The sequence below is a fragment of the Massilia sp. UYP34 genome (genome assembly GCF_056279385.1).
Window position 1 is genome coordinate 36606 of record NZ_JBWBRF010000007.1, and the last position, 13265, is coordinate 49870.

The following is a 13265-nucleotide window of genomic DNA, read 5'->3' on the forward strand; positions in this document are numbered from 1 at the left end:
GAAAGGACGGCGGACAAGCCGCCGTCCCTCCTGCCTCAGCCCGCCATGACGGGCCGGCCTCAGCCGATATTGCTGCCGCGGATGCGGCTGATATCCTTGTCGTCGCCCTGGTTGCCGGAGCGCGGATCGATGCTGTGGCCCGGCCCCTGGTTCGCCCGCGAATCGCCCATGCCGGCGCCCGCGCTGCCCAGGCTGCTCGAACCGGCGTGGCCGGCGCCCACGCTGGAACCCATCGCGCCGCCCGCATGGGCGCCGCTTGCGCTGCCGGCGCCGCCGACCAGGCCGCCCATCGTCACGCCCGGCCCCATGGTCGGTGCGCCCGAACGGTTCGGGTCGGTGCCATAGAAGCTGTGGATGCCGCTGGCCCAGCTCAGGTCGCTCATGTCCGGCCAGGCATCCTTGTCGAAGCCCGGTGCGGTCTTGAGGCGGTCCTTGTCGACGTTGAGGACGAAGCGTTTATTGACGGTGTCGAGGTGCAGCGCCTGCCAGGGCACGGCGAACAGTTTTTCTCCCATGCCCAGGAAGCCGCCGAAGGCCAGCACGGCGTAGGCCACCTGGCCGGTCTGCATGTCGAGCATGATTTCCTTGATGTCGCCCAGGTCTTCCTCGGCGGAATTGACGACGCTGTCGCCAATCAAGGTGTCAGCGCCCATCAGCGACGGTCCCGGACCCAGGTTCTCGCTGTCCTTGTACATGCCGTATTTATCGCGGTCTGCGTAGCCCATATGTTCCTCCTTGTCTATTGACGTTGCGAACATGCGACGGTCACTCCGATTGGAGCAGACCCTCGCCCTACGAAGGGTGCATGATAGAACGCTACGGAATCGGGGCGCGCGCGCTAGGGCCGGACAGGCTGCAGCGTTATGCGAACCAGCGCACAGATGAGGACGCGTGGTATGACTAATCTGCCAAGTTATGTCTAGGAGGAAAAAGAAATGACCGTCATTTCGCGCTGCACCAACGCCGGCCCCCTGGGCCAACTGATTCGTACCCGTTCTTTCGGCTCGCTGCTGGCGCGTCTGCTGCGCCGCGGCTGACGGCAATCACTGTCCCGCCCGGCAACGCCGGGCGGAGCGCAGTGAGCGCAAGATGGCCGCTTACAGCAAGCGCTCCCGGCAAGCGCTCATGGCAAGCACTTACGGCTGCCCGCCGCCGCCCGCCGCGCCATACACGTGGCCGGTGGTATAGCTGGCCTCGTCCGACGCCAGCGTGACATAGATCGTCGCCAGTTCGGCCGGCTGGCCCGGACGCTTCATCGGCGTATTTGCCCCGAACTGTTCGCGCCCTTCCGGCGAATTGCCGCCCGCCAGTTGCAGTGGCGTCCACACCGGCCCCGGCGCCACCGCATTCACGCGGATTCCCTTCGACGCCATCTGCTTGGCCAGCGACTTCGTGAACGCCACCTCGAAGGCCTTGGTGGCTGCATAGTCGAGCAGTTTTTCCGGCGGGTCGTACGCCGTCTGCGACGAGGTATTGATGATGACGCTGCCGGCCGACATGTGCGGAATCGCCGCCTTGGTGATCCAGAACACCGCGTAGACATTGGTCTTGACGGTCCAGTCGAACTGCTCGCTGGTGATGTCGAGGATCGACGCGTTGTTCTGCTGGCGCGCGGCATTGTTGACCAGGATGTCCAGGCCGCCCAGCTCGCGCACCGCCGTTTCCACCAGTTTCTTGCAGAAGGCTTCGTCGCGGATGTCGCCGGGAATGGCGACCGCCTTGCGGCCGGCGTCGCGGATCAGCTGCATGACTTCGCGCGCATCCGGTTCCTCGGCCGGCAGATAGCCGATGGCGACGTCGGCGCCTTCGCGTGCGTAGGCGATCGCGGCGGCGCGGCCGATGCCCGAGTCGCCGCCGGTGATCAGGGCCTTGCGTCCCGCCAGGCGGCCGCTGCCGCGATACGTGGTTTCACCGTGGTCGGGACGCGGCGTCATCTTGCTCGCCAGGGCCGGCCACGGCTGGTCCTGCTTGGGGAAGGGCGGACGCGGATAGCGCTTGGCCGCTTCGCGCGCCGCGCCCGGCGCCGGCTGGTTGGCGCCGCCCGCCTGCTGGGCCAGGGCCGGGACGGCGGCGGCCGACGCGGCCACGCCCGCGGCAACGGTGCTCATGGTGCTGACGAAGCGGCGACGCGACGGCGTCACGCCTTCTGGCTTCTGGTCTTCCGAACTCATGCTTGCTCCTTGATGGGGTGGGGCTGCAACCGCAGCCAAGTAGTGACGAAGATGTTAGTCGTTATCGAAAAGATACGGAACACGGTAGCTCGTGGGCAAGAACCGGCGCGGACCAGGGGGCATCAGCTTTTGGCGGCCCAATAAAAAAGGCGCTGTCATCGCTAGCTGTGGATGAGCATTGAACTGCTGAGCTGACCCGGGGTCCAATCCCGGTCGTCATCGATCGGGAGCGTAGGATGAAAGCGCCGCAGTTTGCGCAGCTGTTCGCCCAGCTGCCAAAGCTGAACCAGCCGCAGCGTCAGAAGGTGCTCGCGGCCCTGCATCCGGCAGCCGGGCTGGACCGGGTGATCGCCCTCATCGGCGAGATCCGGTCAACAGGGCGGCGCTGCCCGCACTGCGCCTGCGAGCGCTGCCACCGGCATGGCCAGGCCAACGGCCTGCAACGCTACCGCTGCTGCGCGTGCGGCCGCACCTTCAACGACCTGACCGGCACGCCGCTGGCGCGGCTCAGGCTCAAGGGCAAGTGGCTCGCCTATCTGGAAGTGGTGCTCGATTCCCGCTCGGTCCGCTCTGCGGCCAAGCGTGTCGGCGTGCACCGCAATACGGCCTTTCGCTGGCGTCATCGCTTTCTCGATCGGGTCAAGGACGACCGACCGGCGCGTCTCTCAGGCATTGTCGAGGCCGACGAAATGTTCCTGCTCGAATCGCAAAAGGGTTCGCGCAAGCTCGATCGCCAACCGCGCAAGCGCGGCGGCAGGGCCGCCCTGCGCGGAATCTCGCACCACCTCGACTGCATCCTGGTGGCGCGCGACCGCGGCGGCCAGACCGTCGACGCCTTGACCGGACGCGGCGCCCTGAAAGCGGCGCAGCTGGTCAGGCACCTGCGGCCGAAACTCGACCCGCAGGCGCTGCTGGTCACGGACGCCAACGCCGCCTATGCCGCCTTCGCCCGCGCCCACGGCGTCGCGCATCAAGCGGTCAATGTCAGTGCCGGCGAACGGGTGCGCAAGGGTGCCGAGGGCGCCATCGATGTTCAACATGTCAACGCCTATCACCGGCGCTTCAAGGAATGGCTGTCGCGCTTTCATGGCGTGGCGTCGCGCTGGCTGCCCAACTACCTGGGCTGGCATTGGGCGCTCGATGGCGGGCGGGTACCATCTATCGAGCAATTGCTGCGCATTGCATTCGGGGTCATCAACAGCTAATGGGTACAGCGCCATAAAAAAACGGGTGACCCGGCATTGCCGCGTCACCCGTTTCAGCGGGTACTACAGGATCGTGTGGATCAGTCGACGGTCGCGCCGCTGTCCTTCACGATCTTCGACCATTTCGCGCTTTCCGCCTGCACGAACTTGGCGAAGTTCTCCGGCGTATCGCCCACGTACTCGGTGCCGGTGTCGGCCAGCACGCGCTGGAAGTCGGGATGCTTCATGACTTTCTGCGACTCGGCGTTGATCTTGTCGACGATGGCTTTCGGGGTCTTGGCCGGCACGAACAGGCCATACCAGGCGTAGGACTCGATGTTCAGGCCCGCTTCGGCGAAGGTCGGCACGTCCGGCAGCAGCGGCGAGCGCTTGTTGCCCGAGATGGCGATCGGCTTGACCTTGCCGCTCTTGATGTGCGGCATGATCGCGATGGTCGAGTCGAACATGATCGGGATGTGGCCGCCCAGCAGGTCGGAAATCGCCGGCGCCGAGCCCTTGTACGGCACGTGCACCATGTCGAGCTTGGTCACGCCGCGGAACAGTTCACCGGTCAGGTGCTGCGGGGTGCCGTTGCCGGCCGACGCGTACGAGAACTGGCCTTTCTTCGACTGGATGTGGGCCAGCAGTTCCTTGACGTTCTTGGCCGGCACCGATGGGTGGGCGACCAGCACCAGCGGCGCGCGCAGCAGGTTGGTGACCGGGGTCAGGTCCTTGGCCGGATCGAACGCCATCTTCTTGTACAGGCTCGGGTTGATCACGATCGGCGCGCTCGAGGTGATCAGGAGGGTCTGGCCGTCCGGCTTCGAGCGGGTCACGGCCGCGCTGCCGATGTTGCCGCCGCCGCCGCCGCGGTTATCGATGACGAAGGACTGTTTCAGGCTCTCGGTCAGGCCTTTCGCCAGCGGACGCGCCGCGATGTCGGACGGGCCGCCGGCCGGCCATGGCACGACCACGGTCACGGTGCCGGTCGGCCAGTTCTGGGCGACGGCGCTGGCGGAAAGGACGGTTGCTGCGAGAGCGAACACGAGGGATTTTCCTTTGGACGGGAAGACTCGCATGGTTTTGTCACCTATATAGTTGAATTATTTCGCGGTTGTGTCGCGCAGTTGTTCTGCACGGTTGCTTTGCGCGGTTGCTTTGCGCAGTTGTTTTGCGCAGTTGTTTTGATAACCTGCTGAAACAATTTTACACGAATGCCCATGCGGATTGCGTAAGTAGTGGTACGGGCCTGGCGCGGGTGTTGTCTTTACGGCGCGGCGGCGCGGCCTTCGGCGGCGCTCTCTCGCCGTGGGCCGGCTCGCTCAGGGCCGCGCAGGCGCCGGCGGCTCCCAGAGGACGGTCGGCATCCATCCGGTGGCCGCCAGGGTGGCCTGCATGACGTTGGCGGCATTTTCCTTCGCCGTATCGAGCACGGCGCTCTGGCGGCAGGCCGCCTGCACCGCCTTCTGCGCCGTCTGCAGCGCATTGTTCATCGCATTGGTGCGGGTCTGGGCGGAAGGGATGAAGGCTTGCAGGCCCTGTTCGGTGACCGCATAGAAATAGGAGCCGCCCCGGTTGCGCGCCTCGTGGCTGATGCGCGCCTGCAGCGGGGCGGGCGGCGGCAGCACCACGGTGAGGGTGCGCGCGCGCTCGTCGATGTCTTCGTAGCGCGCCTGGCGCAGGTCGGTCGCCACCGTGCAGTCGCCGCGCGCGACCAGCAGCACGCGGGTGCTGCCCAGCCGTACTTCCCATTGCGACCAGGGGATGTCGACCGCGTTCGGCTGCGTGAACTCGATGACGTCCGAATAATTCATCCTGAGCGAGACCAGGTGGCCCATTTTTTCCAGCGCCACCAGCGGCGGTGGCGGCGCCTCCTGGCCGGGCGGCTTCTTGATGAAGGCGAAGGTGATGGCGGCGGCCGTGACGGCGACGAGCAGGATCGGCAGGCGTTGCGGTGATTTCATGGGCGCTGGCAGGTGCGTGGAATCGACGGCGGCCAGTCTAACCGATCCCGCCGATGGCCGACGCCGCCCAGCGCCGGCGCTTAGTCGACCTCGATCGTGGTGATCGTGATGGCGTTGCCGGGCATCGCCGGCCGCCATGGTCCATCGATCACCTCGATGCGATCGACGCCGAAGCGGGCGAAGTCTTCCCTGGTGAAGGTCCATCCGTCCGTGTCGGGCAGGGCGAAGCGGCTCGCCTGCCCATAGGTCGTGATGTCCTGCCTGACGCCGATCTTCCTGAAGAAATCGGTCTCGCGCTGAAGCAGCGGCTGGATGTGCTTCCGTTGGTCGGCCCGGAATGCGTGCTGCTGCTCCGGGGTCATGGCATCGTAGGCGGCTTTGCGCTCGCCCCCGAGGTTGAACGTCGCGCTGCTGATACCGCCGTGAAAGCCAATGACCGCCACGTTGCCGACGGTCCTGCGCGGCGCGGCGGTAAACACATAGTTCGCGCAGGAAGACAGGCAGTATCCGCTGACCTTCACGTCCATGCCCTTGCGGTACACCCAGTCACCCAGGTCGAGGCCGAAGTCGACGATGCCGCCCTTGCTCTCGATGGCGAGCACCGTCGGCTTGATGGCCAGGCTGTCGTACAAAGAGAACAGGCGGCGGTTGGCGTCGTCGTCCAGGTAGCCCGAATAATGCAGCTCGCCGTTCTCGACGAACACCCGGGTGGCGTCGGCGGCGCTGGCCGCGGTGGCGGCGCAGAAGGTGAAGAAGGGCAGGGCAAGCAGGCAAGCGTATCGTGATCGGGGCATGGGGCAGGCGTCATCCGGAATCGATCCTGCATTATGTCGTGCCGGAGCCGAAAAAGGCTCACTGAAAACCACGGCCGCCATGCCGGGACGGTGCGCCCCGATTGGTGCATAATCGGCGTCAAGGAGGGAATATGTCGAGTCAGACCGATGCAGCAATCCTCGCGTCCTGGTCGCGCAATGCGGCTGCCTGGACCAGCGCAGTGCGTAGCGGAGAAATCGAGAGCCGCACGCTGGTGACCAACGCCGCCATCGTCGATGCCGTCCGTGCGCATGCGCCGCGCACTGGCGTCGACCTTGGCTGCGGCGAAGGCTGGCTGGTACGCGCGCTGCCCGAAGTGACGATGGTCGGCGTGGACGCGATCGACGGCCTCGTCGAACGGGCGCGCGCCGCCGGCGGCGGCGACTTTCGCGTGCTGTCGTATGAACGGATCGCGGCCGGCGCGCTGGCGCTGGCGGCCGACGTCGCGGTCGCCAATTTCTCGCTGATCGGGCATGAAGCGGTCGATGGCCTGCTGGCCGCCGCGCCCACCTATCTGCGCAAGGGCGGGACGCTGGTCGTGCAGACCGTGCATCCGGTGACGGCCTGCGGCGACGCGCCCTACGCCGACGGCTGGCGCACCGGCAGCTGGGCCGGCTTCAGCGATGATTTCCAGGACGCGCCGCCGTGGTACTTCCGCACGATCTCGAGCTGGATCGCGCTGTTCGAGCGGCACGGCCTGCGCGTGGTCGAGATGCGCGAACCGCTGGATCCGCGCACCGGCAAGCCGGTGTCGCTGATCCTGGCAGGGCGGCTGCCGGGATAAGTCTTCATTGCGGCCTTCATTGCGCGCGCGCGGGCGGCGGGACCGGATTGAGCTCCATCGACCAGATCACGGCGGCGATCTTCCAGCCGCTGGCCGTGCGCACCATCTGCCAGCTCTCCTTGCCCCAGTTGTTCTTGTGGCCGTTCTCCACGAAGGTGTAGTCGAACCAGACCTGGGCCACGTCGCCATCGCTGTCGATGTGGACGCTGTCGAAGGTCTCTTCTTTCCGGCTCGGGCTCTTGGCGATGCCTTCGATGAACTTGCGGGGCTTGCTGTTGAAGTATTTCATGGGCCGCGGCGCGTTGGGATCCTTGATCTCGGCATTGATGCGGGCCAGGCTGCCGTCGGTCGTGACGCCGGCCCAGGTGATGTCCTCGTGCAGGAACAGCTTCATGAAGCTGTCGACGTCCTTGTCGATGATCGCCACGCGGAAGGCCTCGACGATGGCTTCGATCTGCTGCTTGTCGGCGGCAGGGTTCTGCGCCTGCGCCTGCGGCGCGGAAAGGAACAGGCCAAGGGCCAGGCAGATTGCGGCTAGCAGGGTTCTCATCGTGTCTCCCGGTTGAAACAGATGAGCATAGAGAGCGGTTCGCGGCAAAGATGCACCGATTGTCACCGCCATCCGCTGCGCATGGACTCGCGCGCCGCGCGCCGCGGGCATCGGGCCGGCGTTCAGCGCAGGTCGACGAACACGCCCCAGCGCCGCAGCACCGCTTTTTCGGCTTCGAGCACCGCCATGAACGCCAGCCCGATGCCGATGATCGCCACGCCGTCCACCAACGCCACGGCGCGGGTATCGAACAGCGCCTGCATCCACGGCAGGTAGGTGAACGCGAGCTGCGCCGCCACCACGCCGGCGATCGCCCACAGCACCGCCGGCGTGCCGCGCGCGCCGCGCCAGGTGAACGAGCGCATGTGCAGGTAACGCACGTTGAACAGGTAGAAGATCTCCAGCACGCACAGCACGTTGACCACCATCGTGCGCGCCGCCTCGGTGGCCAGGCCGCGCCGTTCGGCCCAGGCCATCACGGCGAACACGCAGGCGGTAAACAGCACCGACACGAATGCCGCCCGCCACAGCATGAAGGGCGACAGCAGCGGCGAGCGCGGGTCGCGCGGCCGGCGCGCCATCACGCCCGGTTCGGCCGGCTCGAAGGCCAGCACCAGGCCGAGCGTGATGGTCAGGATCATGTTGATCCACAGGATCTGCGGCGGCGTCATCGGCAGGGTCAGGCCCAGCGCCAGCGCCGCGACGATGGCCAGCACCTCGCCGCCATTGGTGGGCAGGGTCCAGGCGATGACCTTGCGGATGTTGTCGTAGACGGTGCGGCCCTCGCTCACCGCCGCCACGATGGACGCGAAGTTGTCGTCGGCCAGCACGATTTGCGCCGCTTCCTTGGCCGCCTCGGTGCCCTTGTTGCCCATGGCGATGCCGACGTCGGCCTGCTTGAGCGACGGGGCGTCGTTGACGCCGTCGCCCGTCATCGCGACCACCTCGCCCTCGGCCTGCAGCGCGCGCACCACGCGCAGCTTGTGGGAGGGATTGGTGCGGGCGAAGACGTGGGTGCGGCGCGCCAGGGCCCGCAGCCCGGCGTCGGAGACGGCGTCGACGTCCTGGCCGGTGGCCACCACCGGCTGCTCGGCCAGGCCAAGCTGCGCGGCGATGGCGGCGGCGGTGGCGCCGTGGTCGCCGGTGATCATCTTGACCGCGATGCCGGCGCTGCGGCAGTCGGCGATCGCGGCCAGCGCCTCGGGACGGGGCGGGTCGATGAAGCCGATCAGGCCCAGGAACACCAGCTCGTCCACGGCATCGAAGTCCAGCTGCGGCGGCGCGAGCGCAAAGCGGCGCAGGGCGAAGCCCAGCACGCGCTCGCCGCTGGCGGCTGCCGCGGCGACCTGGCCTTCCCAGTAAGAGGCGTCCAGCGGCATGCTGGTCCCGGACGCGTCGAGCTGGCTGCCGCTCATGGCCAGCACGCGCTCCGGCGCGCCCTTGACGACCAGCTCGGCGCCGCCGTCGGCCAGGCCGTGCAGGGTGGCCATGAAGCGGTGCCGGGCGTCGAACGGGATCTCGTCGGCGCGCGGGTGGCCGGCGCGCAAGGCGCCCGGCTCGAGCCCGGCCTTCATCGCCAGCGTCACCAGCGCGCCCTCCATCGGATCGCCGTCCACATGCCAGCCGCCCGCGCCCTGGCGCAGGTGAGCGTCGTTGCACAGCAGCCCGGCTTCGATCAGGCGGCGCGCATTGGCCGGCAGGCCGGCGCCGCCCTCGGGCAGCGCGAACGCGCCCAGCGGCGCATAGCCGGCGCCGCTCACGCCGATGCCGCCCGTCGCGGTCACCACGCGGCAGGCCGTCATTTCGTTGCGGGTCAGGGTGCCGGTCTTGTCGGAACAGATCACGGTGGTCGCGCCCAGCGTCTCCACCGCCGGCAGGCGGCGCACGATGGCGTGGCGCGCGGCCATGCGCTGCACGCCGATGGCGAGGGTGATGGTGATCACCGCCGGCAGGCCTTCGGGCACCAGCGCCACCGCGATCGCCACCACCACCATCAGCGCCGCGACCCAGTCCATCCCTTTCAGGCCGACCGCATAGGCGAACAGCAGGGCGGCGACGGCGATCGACAGCACCGTGAGGCGCCGCCCGAAGCCGTTGACCTGGCGCAGCAGGGGCGTGGTGAGCGGCTCGACCTTGCCGAGCATGGCGCCGATGCGGCCGATCTCGGTGTGGCTGCCGGTGGCGACCACCAGGCCGAGGCCCTGGCCGGCGGCGACCAGGGTGCCGGAATACGCCATGCCCTCGCGCTCGCCCAGGGCCGCGCCGGCGTCGACCTTGTCGCCGGTCTTGACGCTGGCCACCGATTCGCCGGTGAGGATCGCTTCGTCGACCAGCAGGGCGCGGGCACGCAGCAGCCGCAGGTCGGCGGGGACGCGGTCGCCCGCCTCCAGCAGCACCACGTCGCCCGGCGCCAGCGTGGCCACCGGGACGGTCGCGTGCTTGCCGGCGCGCACCACGCGCGCAGTGGGCGCCAGCATGGCCCGCAGGGCGCCGAGGGCTTGCTCGGCCTTGCCTTCCTGGACGAAGCCGACGATGGCGTTGACCGTCACCACCCCGACGATCACGGCCGCGTCGACCCAGTGCCCGAGGGCGGCGGCCAGCGCCGCGGCGGCGAGCAGGAACAGGATCAGCGCGTTATTGAATTGCAGCTGAAAGCGCAGGAGGGCGGGCGTGCGCGGGGGCGACGGCAGCGTGTTGGGTCCGTGCAGCGCCAGGCGCCGCGCCGCGTCTTCCGGTGCGAGTCCTTCGGGCGAGGAGGCGAGCCTGGCCAGTGCTTCGCCGGCCGGCAGGGCGTGCCAGTCGTCGGCTCCCGCCGCCAGCCGGTCGGGGGAGATGGGCTGGTTCATTGTCGATGCTGGAATCGCTTCCCGGTGCATGATGACAAACACATGATGCCAAAAAGTTACCATGGCAAGCCGTTGTCATCAAGCGACCCCAACCGTCCTTCAGCGCAGCAGTTTCAGCCCTGGCGGCAGGGCGTCGCCCAGCAAGCGCGTCTCGACGGCCTGGTCCAGCTCCACCACCTCGCGCACCATCGCCGTCCACATCGGCGGCGCGCCGCTGGACGCCAGGCGCCGCAGCACGTCCGCGCGCACCGCTTCGTCGATGTCACGCGAGCGGTCGCCCGTCATGCGCGCGATGTGGGCGGCGGCGAAGCCGGCCGGCTCCACCTTGCGCCAGTCCAGTTGCAGCAGTTTTTCCAGCCAGCGTTCGGCCACGTCGGGCGGCGCCACTTCGTGGGCGCTCGACTGGAACGACTGGCGCGCGCCGACCCGGCCCAGGGCCCATAGATAGCGGCCGTAACGCGCGCTGGCGCGGGCATCGGGCTTGCCACCGGACGGGATGGCGTCGATCTGGCCCAGCAGCCATTCGCCGATCTCGGCTTTATAGGCCGACGGGATGCGTTCGAGCGAGGCGCCGACGCGCAGCATGTCTTCCTCGCTGCCGTCGACCAGGGTGAGCGGCCGGCGTCCGCGCTCCGAGGCGTCGGCCTGCAGGTTGAAGGCGAAATCGTCCAGCACGCGCAGTTGAGACTCGGTCGAGAGGCCGCCCGCCACCCGGCGCCACAGCGTCCACCATTCGGCGCGCACCTGGCTGTCCCTTGGGTGCTGGACGCCGCCCTCGAACATCGCCCACAGCTGTTCCATGCGCCATTCGTCGAGCGGATGGCCGAAGCCGGGGCGCAGGCAGTAACCGGCCAGATTCAGCCAGGCGCGCTCGTGCTCGCTGGATCGCCGTCGACCCTTCGCGCGCGCCAGCAGGGCGTCGAACAGGCGCCGCAGCAGGGGCGTGGTCCAGCGCTCGCGCGCGCCCAGCAGGTGCTCCAGGCCGGCGCGCAACTGTTTCACTTCCTTCGGGTCGACCTGTTTCGAGCGGGCGCCGAAGACGCGCTCGATCTTGTCGACGGCGGCATCGAGCTCCAGAGGCAGCGCTTCTTCCTGCCCATCGTCACCGCTGCCGCCGTCATCGCTGTCGTTGCTTCGAAGCTGGAAGGCGAGCTGCCAGCGCTGGCCGCCATCCTCGGCCACGCAATGCACGTCGAGCGTGCCGACTTCGCTCAGCGTCGTCACCAGCCGCACCGGGATCTCGGCGGGCGCGCCGCGCGCGGCGCGCAGCACGGTGGCGATCGCCGGCAGGCGCACCACCCCTGACGGATCCAGGTCGACCAGGTCGCCCGCCTGCGGCGGCGCGCCACTGTCGGCGACCGTCGAGACCAGGTGGAAGCGCACCGGGCGTCCGACCCGCAGCGCGAAGCTGCGGTCCGCCAGCGCCACCTCGAGCGCTGCCGGCGTGCCGCGCGGGAGCAGGCAGACGGTGCGCAGCCTGTCGCCTTGCGCTTCGCCGTCGAGCAGCAGGTAGTAACTGCGCGCGGCGCCGCTTTCGATGCCTGGGGCCAGGCCCTGGCGCGCCAGCGTATAGGCCACGGCGCCGCGGGCGACGGCGATGTCGGGGTTGTCGTTGTGCAGCACGCGCATCGGCGCGCCGCGCCATGCCGCCAGGGTGTCGACCAGGCGCTGTGCCAGCGCCGCGCCGCGAAACACGCCGCCGTTGAGCAGCACGGTGTCCGGCACCGGCACGGGCACCGGCAGCGCGCCATCGTCGGGCAGGCCAAGCGCCTCGCGCGCGGCGGCCGCGTGCTGGCGCAGGAAGCCCGCCAGGTGGCGCGTGATGGCCGGGTCGCTCGCATACGGCAGGCCGAATTCGACGATGCCGGCGCGTGCGCGCTTCGCGTCCTCTTGCGTCGCGTTGAGCGGGAAGAAGCCATCGAGAACGATGCGCTCGATGTCCGCGCGCTCCAGGTTCGCCTTGCGGCTGGCGCCGATCAGGCGGCTGCCGGCGCCGAGCAGGGTGACGGTGACGTGGCTGGGTGCATCGTCGGCCAGCAGCCGTTCTTTCGCGGCGCGGCAGCGTTCGGTGAGCTGGGCCAGGCGCGCGCTCGACAGGCGGGTGCGCGCGGCGTCTTCGCCGGCCTGTTCCGCCATGCGCGCCTCGACCAGGCGGGCCAGCGCCAGGTCCATATTGTCGCCGCCCAGGATCAGGTGGTTGCCCACGCCGATGCGGGTGAGCGATGGTTCGCCATCCCTGGTCTCGACCTTGACCAGGCTGAAGTCGGTGGTGCCGCCGCCGACGTCGGCCACCAGCACCAGGCGGGTATCGGAAAGCTGCGCGCCGAGGTCGGCGCGATGCCGGTACAGCCAGTCATACAGCGCGGCCTGCGGTTCTTCCAGCAGGCGCACGTCCGGCAGGCCGGCCTGCCGGGCCGCCTCCAGGGTCAGCGCACGGGCGCCTTCGTCGAACGAGGCGGGCACCGTGAGCACGATCTGCTGGCGCTCGAGGGGCTGCCTGGGAAAGCGCGTGTTCCATGCGGCGCGCAGGTGGGCCAGGTAGCTGGCGCTGGCCGCCACCGGCGACACCCTGGGCACGTCGGCATCGGCACCCCAGGGCAGGATGGGCGCCATGCGGTCGACGCCGGGATGCGACAGCCAGCTCTTGGCGCTGGCCACCAGGCGCCCCGGCGTGGCCGCGCCGAGCGCGCGCGCCAGGCGCCCGAGCGCGACGCGTTCGACGCCGGCCACGTCCGCGACGTTCCAGGGGAGTTGCAGTTCGCCGGGCGCGAGTTCGTCCGCGCCCGGGTGGTAGCGCATCGACGGCAGCAGCGGAGCGCCGGCGACTTCGCCGGGCGCCACCAGCTGGTCGATCGACATCAGCTCGATCGCGCCCTTGCCGTTGTCGCTCGGCATTGAATAGGCCAGCACCGTATTCGTGGTGCCGAGGTCGATGCCGACGAGGTAAGCGCCT

The 13265-nt window shown here is 68.8% G+C and carries 10 protein-coding genes; 2 read left to right on the forward strand and 8 right to left on the reverse strand.

Going from position 1 to position 13265, the window contains the following annotated elements; translation table 11 throughout:
* Positions 1-59: 59 nt before the first annotated feature.
* Positions 60-725: a PRC-barrel domain-containing protein gene (locus tag ACZ9AQ_RS13225; protein ID WP_429203737.1), complete on the reverse strand. Its 666-nt coding sequence runs from the start codon at positions 723-725 to the stop codon at positions 60-62.
* 411 nt (positions 726-1136) lie between these two features.
* Entirely contained in the window at positions 1137-2171 is a 1035-nt protein-coding gene (locus ACZ9AQ_RS13230) for an SDR family oxidoreductase (protein WP_429203738.1), read from the reverse strand.
* 236 nt (positions 2172-2407) lie between these two features.
* On the opposite strand from ACZ9AQ_RS13230, the gene ACZ9AQ_RS13235 reads away from it, so the two are divergent.
* Positions 2408-3376 carry an IS1595 family transposase gene (locus ACZ9AQ_RS13235; protein WP_429203739.1) on the forward strand — a complete coding sequence of 323 codons (969 nt, stop codon included), beginning with the start codon at positions 2408-2410 and terminating at the stop codon, positions 3374-3376.
* 80 nt (positions 3377-3456) lie between these two features.
* Here ACZ9AQ_RS13235 and ACZ9AQ_RS13240 read toward each other — a convergent pair whose 3' ends face one another.
* The 3 genes from ACZ9AQ_RS13240 to ACZ9AQ_RS13250 all read right to left on the reverse strand — a co-directional run bounded on the left by ACZ9AQ_RS13240 (position 3457) and on the right by ACZ9AQ_RS13250 (position 6113).
* Positions 3457-4401, reverse strand: a complete 945-nt coding sequence (locus ACZ9AQ_RS13240; protein WP_429203740.1) for a Bug family tripartite tricarboxylate transporter substrate binding protein — start codon at positions 4399-4401, stop codon at positions 3457-3459.
* A 276-nt stretch (positions 4402-4677) separates the two neighbouring features.
* Positions 4678-5319, reverse strand: a complete 642-nt coding sequence (locus tag ACZ9AQ_RS13245; RefSeq protein ID WP_429203741.1) for a DUF4230 domain-containing protein — start codon at positions 5317-5319, stop codon at positions 4678-4680.
* A gap of 80 nt (positions 5320-5399) precedes the next feature.
* Positions 5400-6113 carry a hypothetical protein gene (locus ACZ9AQ_RS13250; protein WP_429203742.1) on the reverse strand — a complete coding sequence of 238 codons (714 nt, stop codon included), beginning with the start codon at positions 6111-6113 and terminating at the stop codon, positions 5400-5402.
* Positions 6114-6244: 131 nt separating this feature from the next.
* Between ACZ9AQ_RS13250 and ACZ9AQ_RS13255 the strand changes: the two genes are divergently transcribed.
* Positions 6245-6916: a methyltransferase domain-containing protein gene (locus tag ACZ9AQ_RS13255; protein WP_429203743.1), complete on the forward strand. Its 672-nt coding sequence runs from the start codon at positions 6245-6247 to the stop codon at positions 6914-6916.
* Between the two features lie 16 nt (positions 6917-6932).
* On the opposite strand, the gene ACZ9AQ_RS13260 is transcribed toward ACZ9AQ_RS13255, so the two are convergent.
* From ACZ9AQ_RS13260 to ACZ9AQ_RS13270, 3 genes are all read right to left on the reverse strand, one after another.
* Positions 6933-7466, reverse strand: coding sequence for a YybH family protein (locus tag ACZ9AQ_RS13260; protein WP_429203744.1), 534 nt, complete (start codon positions 7464-7466; stop codon positions 6933-6935).
* Positions 7467-7588: 122 nt separating this feature from the next.
* Positions 7589-10312 carry an HAD-IC family P-type ATPase gene (locus ACZ9AQ_RS13265; protein ID WP_429203745.1) on the reverse strand — a complete coding sequence of 908 codons (2724 nt, stop codon included), beginning with the start codon at positions 10310-10312 and terminating at the stop codon, positions 7589-7591.
* A 99-nt stretch (positions 10313-10411) separates the two neighbouring features.
* Entirely contained in the window at positions 10412-13207 is a 2796-nt protein-coding gene (locus tag ACZ9AQ_RS13270) for an Hsp70 family protein (protein WP_429203935.1), read from the reverse strand.
* Positions 13208-13265: the final 58 nt, after the last annotated feature.

Coding starts and splice junctions, on each gene's coding strand:
- ACZ9AQ_RS13225 (WP_429203737.1), bottom strand. CDS start 725: ATGGGCTACGCAGACCGCGATAAATACGGCATGTACAAGGACAGCGAG.
- ACZ9AQ_RS13230 (WP_429203738.1), bottom strand. CDS start 2,171: ATGAGTTCGGAAGACCAGAAGCCAGAAGGCGTGACGCCGTCGCGTCGC.
- ACZ9AQ_RS13235 (WP_429203739.1), top strand. CDS start 2,408: ATGAAAGCGCCGCAGTTTGCGCAGCTGTTCGCCCAGCTGCCAAAGCTG.
- ACZ9AQ_RS13245 (WP_429203741.1), bottom strand. CDS start 5,319: ATGAAATCACCGCAACGCCTGCCGATCCTGCTCGTCGCCGTCACGGCC.
- ACZ9AQ_RS13250 (WP_429203742.1), bottom strand. CDS start 6,113: ATGCCCCGATCACGATACGCTTGCCTGCTTGCCCTGCCCTTCTTCACC.
- ACZ9AQ_RS13255 (WP_429203743.1), top strand. CDS start 6,245: ATGTCGAGTCAGACCGATGCAGCAATCCTCGCGTCCTGGTCGCGCAAT.
- ACZ9AQ_RS13260 (WP_429203744.1), bottom strand. CDS start 7,466: ATGAGAACCCTGCTAGCCGCAATCTGCCTGGCCCTTGGCCTGTTCCTT.
- ACZ9AQ_RS13265 (WP_429203745.1), bottom strand. CDS start 10,312: ATGAACCAGCCCATCTCCCCCGACCGGCTGGCGGCGGGAGCCGACGAC.
- ACZ9AQ_RS13270 (WP_429203935.1), bottom strand. CDS start 13,207: ATGCCGAGCGACAACGGCAAGGGCGCGATCGAGCTGATGTCGATCGAC.